This window comes from Bacteroidota bacterium, assembly GCA_030706565.1.
Classification (GTDB): Bacteria; Bacteroidota; Bacteroidia; order Bacteroidales; family JAUZOH01; genus JAUZOH01.
On record JAUZOH010000289.1, the window covers coordinates 1 to 4,934 of the forward strand.

Genomic DNA, 4,934 nt, shown 5'->3' on the forward strand with positions numbered 1-4,934 from the left:
ATATTGAATACTACTTATCATGTCCTTCAACATTGAAAAAGACATTATCCCTGCAATCAATATTGCACCGTTCATAGACCAATAAAACCGCATAATAATTTATGCTTCCCGGTGATCATGCCATTGCAAAAATACTATTTACAATTCTTCCTTCGTCATTGTATGAATAGTTTCTGCAAATTTGATCTAAAAATAACTTAGTATTCATCCTTTGTAATCTTCAAATCATAGCCGTTACCAAATCCAACAAATTGAATCTATATTTTGAAAAATTATTTTATCCAAAAATAAACATTAAGACATCATCAGAACTATAGCAAAAATTCAAATTAATTTCATATAATAATTTGAAACCAATGTATCATTCCACAAACAAACAGATAATAATCAAACAATTAAAACCTGTTCAAAAAAAAATGAAACTCTGGTTTTTAATATTTTTTTCATTTAACATGTACATTTTAAGTATAATACCAAGTGAGAAAAAAAACAACTCGACAAAACGGACATGCTAACTTTACTGACATAAAAGTCAAGGGGAAAATTCCCCTCCAAGAATTTATAAATAATTGCCATCATGTACATAATAAAATGAAGCAAAAACTTTTTCAGGTCATATCGAAAGTTTAACAACAATGACATATATCACCTGATTATAAACACTTTGCTATATACTTCACCTTTCACTTCCATATTGCAGAAATAAATTCCAGCCTTCAATCCGGTATGAAATTCCAATTCATGTATCCCTTGGGAATACAGGCCTTTGGCAATAATTCCCATCCTGTGACTATTAATATCAAATAGGCTGACTTTTATATCAGATGGCTCAGGTAAATAAAATCTTATGGTAGTTTTTGAATGAAAAGGATTAGGATAATTTTCAATTTTAATTTCATCATCCAGGAGCAAACTACTAATTCCGGTATTGGTGGAAGGAAATTCAAAACAGCCTAAATCTGGTTTAGTTCCAATATAAGGCAAACCCACATCGATACCTGCATCAATAAGTTTACTGCCTGATGCCAGGTGCATAAACCTGATATCCGGTAAACTTCCGTCAGCCTTGCGGGGTCCGGAAATCCCTGTGGTATCTATGCTAAGGAAATCACTGCTGGTTACATTAAACTGGCTGTCCCAGCTATTTGTAGCAACAATAGCAGAACTAAGCAACGAAACCTTCGACTTCTCGTAGGAAAGACAATTTTTTACCGTAACAACTTTCCCGGGATCTAAAGCCTCGGATATAGAAAAATTATTTCCACCGTTTGCAATGGCTGTGCAATTGTACAAAGTCATAGAGCCCTTATTATGGTTTTGATCAAAACCTTTAGCCTTATTATAAAACGACAGGCAGTTTTTAAGCACGCAATTGTGAACCAGATAATCTCCACCCATCTTAAATCCATTCCCATTCATTTCCGAAGTAGTAGTGACGCCATCCTTTAAATAGCCATTGTGCCAGGTCCAGCAATTTTCAATTGTAGTGGTAATATCGGCCGTAGTTTTCATGTAACCATCCCAGCCATCATCCGAATTATAATAAGAACGGCAACCATAAAAATAATTCCCGTTCCCTACATCAAGTTTTGGGGAAAAGCCATCTGCATTACCACCATTGGTGGTAGTACCTGTTCCATAATCAGCATTCCAGTATGAATCGCAATTAATGATTTTATTATCGTGTGCGCCCCCGCCCAACTGACAACCACCGTCACGATTTTCATAAAAATCGCAAAATTCTATGGTATTATAAGCTCCGCCACTTATATTCATCCCGTTGTCGCCAGCCCCCTTAATCCTTATCCCTTTGATATACCAGTAACTACCGGTAAGAGAAACGCCTCTGTTAGTGCTGTTGACTGCCATCCCGGAAAAATCAAGTACCGGCCTTTGATCACCCGGATAAACTTTCAAGCTTATCAGGTGGTTGGCATCGCCACTTTGAGAAAATTTAATGGTAGTGGTATATTCATAAGTGCCTCCTCTGACAAAAACCGTATCTCCGCCTGCAACAACACTAACCGCTTTCGTAATTGTCCTGAAAGGACTGTTCAAAGACATTCCATTATTTGAATCATTTCCGTTTAAACCCACATAATAACTTTTCTGGGCCAAAATATTGGAAGTGATTAATAAAAGCCCTATAAATAATGAAGTTTTCACAAATGTCTGGCTAAAATCTAAGGGAGTTGAAATCATTTCATTCAGAGTTTGATCCCTTTCCTCTAAAATATTTTCAAACAAAAGGGTACAAACATAATATTTCTATAACAAGTAATTACGAAAATGTCTTACCTGATCCGGTCAACAGAACGGATCAGATCTTCATCTTTTTTGATCGCTTTGTATGCAATGTAAGTCAATACTATAATCAAAAAAGGGATAAAAAACAGCCACCAGAAATAGTTCACATTAAGCGACAATTGACTAATAAACTGTTTGCCTGAGAAATACATCAATACATCAAATATCAACACGAATAGGCAATTCAGCAAACATAAACGCATCTGAACAATTCTCTTTTTAAACATGAAAATTGTAGCCAGATAACTGATGCCCAGGGCCAACCACAAAATCAATAAGGGCCAGAAGGTATATATAAGCCTAGGCGAGTTATGAGTCAGGATATACAGTCCGAATAGTTTAAACGAATACAGGACTGATCCTGATTGTATGATAGCGGCAAATGGGAATAGAGGCAGAATTAAAAGAAGAACAAAAGCTGCCAACAGATATAGCGTTTGAATTCTTTGAATCATAGCATTTTTTATTTGCAAAAATAAAACATTTTTAACAACTTGGTCAAGTATAAAAATAAATCAGACTTATTTTGACATTAGGGCAATTATTACTAAATTTAAACTCTAATAGGTTAAAGTCATTAATAGAGCCAGTTTAACATGAAAGAAGAGGAAGTAAAAGCGCTAATCAGTTTGCTTGACGATCCTGATGAGGAAATTTTCTCCCTGATTTCACAGAGTTTGTTAAAGCAAGGCCCTGAGATTATTCCCGAACTTGAAAAAGCGTGGGAATATTCGTTGGATAGCAATTTACAATTAAGGTTAGAAAAAATCATACAAGAAATTCAATTCAGTCATGTCAAAAATAATCTCAGGGAATGGACAAATTCGGGTGGGGACAATCTTCTTGAAGGAGCATATTATGTGGCAAAATACCAGTACCCCGATTTAAGGTTTGACGATATTACAGAAAAAATCAATAAATTAAAGAGGGATATCTGGTTGGAATTAAACAATAACCTCACGGCCCTTGAAAAAGTAAGAATCATTAACCACGTGCTTTTTGAAACGCATAAGTTTACCAGCAACAGCACCAGCTTTTATTCGCCTCAGAATTCATTCATTAACAACGTACTAGACAGAAAGAAAGGCAATCAAATCACACTGTCTATCCTATATCTATCAGTAGTTCAACAGCTTGAACTACCCATTTTTGGAGTCAACCTTCCTAAAAATTTCATCCTTGCCTATGTGGATGCAAAAAGTTATATGGAAGCTTCCAAGTTGCTGAAAGATTTGAAAAATGTTTTGTTCTACATTAATCCCTATAATAAAGGATCAGTATTAGGAAACCGGGAAATCGAATATTACCTGAAACAGCAGAAAATCGACCCCCGCGATACTTACTTCCTGCCCTGCAGCAATATAGAAATCATTCAGCGACTGCTTCAAAACCTGATATACTCTTATGAAAAATTCGGGCCTCCCGAAAAAATCAATCTGGTCCAGGAACTGGTCAAAATCGTATCCCAAACAGAAATATAATTGTGAGGCCCCCTCAAGCCCCTCTTCAAAAATAAAGATTAGCTGTAAAATTCCTTATACCACTGAACAAATTTTGTAACACCTTCTTTAACCGATGTGGCCGGTTTATAATTCAAATCACTGATCAGATCATCCACATTGGCCCAGGTTTTCTCCACATCCCCTGCCTGAAGCGGCAACAAATTCTTAAGCGATTTTCTGCCCAAAACATTTTCCAGGGTTTCAATAAATTCCATTAACTTAACCGGATGACTGTTGCCTATGTTGTATATTTTATACGGAGCTGACGAAGTGGAAGGATCAGGATTCAATCTTTCCCAATTTTTATTTGCCACAGGAGTATGATCTATAACCCGGGCAACACCCTCAACGATATCATCAATATAGGTAAAATCACGTTCCATCCTGCCCTCATTGAATACATCAATGGGTTTGCCTTCAAGAATAGCTTTGGTAAAAATAAAAAGAGCCATATCCGGACGCCCCCAAGGGCCATAAACTGTAAAAAACCTCAAACCGGTGGTAGGCAGTCCAAACAGATGGCTATATGCATGAGCCATGAGTTCATTGCTCTTCTTGCTGGCTGCATAAAGGCTTACGGGGTGATCCACATTATCGGAAGTAGAAAATGGCATTTTTTGATTCAGTCCATAAACACTTGAGCTACTGGCATAAGCCAGATGTTTAACTTGATTATGGCGGCAGGCCTCGAGAATATTGCTAAAACCAATTATATTACTTTCAATATAAGCATAAGGATTGGTCAAACTGTAACGCACCCCCGCTTGTGCGGCCAGATTACAAACCTTATCAAAACGTTCGTTTTCAAAAAGTTCGAAAAGCTTTTCCCTGTCTTCCAATTTCAGCTTAATAAACTTATAATTGGGATATATAGAACTTTGCAGGAGCTTGCCATATTCAACCTCTTCCTTTGCTATGCCGGTCAATTTGAGCCGCCCATACTTTAGGCGCAGGTCATAATAATCATTGATAGAATCAAGCCCAACAACTTCATAACCATTTGATATCAATCTTTTAGCCAAATGAAAACCGATAAAACCGGCAGTACCTGTAATTAAAATTTTCATTTAAAATATTTTTAATACAATAATGGACAAAAACAAAATACACGACCCCAAAAAGGCC

The 4,934-nt window shown here is 36.5% G+C and carries 4 protein-coding genes; 1 reads left to right on the forward strand and 3 read right to left on the reverse strand.

What is annotated here, in order from left to right; translation table 11 throughout:
* Positions 1-645: 645 nt before the first annotated feature.
* Positions 646-2,202: a T9SS type A sorting domain-containing protein gene (locus Q8907_12705; protein MDP4275129.1), complete on the reverse strand. Its 1,557-nt coding sequence runs from the start codon at positions 2,200-2,202 to the stop codon at positions 646-648.
* Between the two features lie 92 nt (positions 2,203-2,294).
* Entirely contained in the window at positions 2,295-2,762 is a 468-nt protein-coding gene (locus tag Q8907_12710; protein MDP4275130.1) for a DUF4293 domain-containing protein, read from the reverse strand.
* Positions 2,763-2,903: 141 nt separating this feature from the next.
* Here Q8907_12710 and Q8907_12715 point away from each other — a divergent pair, with 141 nt between their 5' ends.
* Positions 2,904-3,788 carry a transglutaminase-like domain-containing protein gene (locus tag Q8907_12715; GenBank protein ID MDP4275131.1) on the forward strand — a complete coding sequence of 295 codons (885 nt, stop codon included), beginning with the start codon at positions 2,904-2,906 and terminating at the stop codon, positions 3,786-3,788.
* Positions 3,789-3,826: 38 nt separating this feature from the next.
* On the opposite strand, the gene Q8907_12720 is transcribed toward Q8907_12715, so the two are convergent.
* Positions 3,827-4,876, reverse strand: coding sequence for an NAD-dependent epimerase (locus Q8907_12720; GenBank protein ID MDP4275132.1), 1,050 nt, complete (start codon positions 4,874-4,876; stop codon positions 3,827-3,829).
* Between the last annotated feature and the right edge of the window lie 58 nt (positions 4,877-4,934).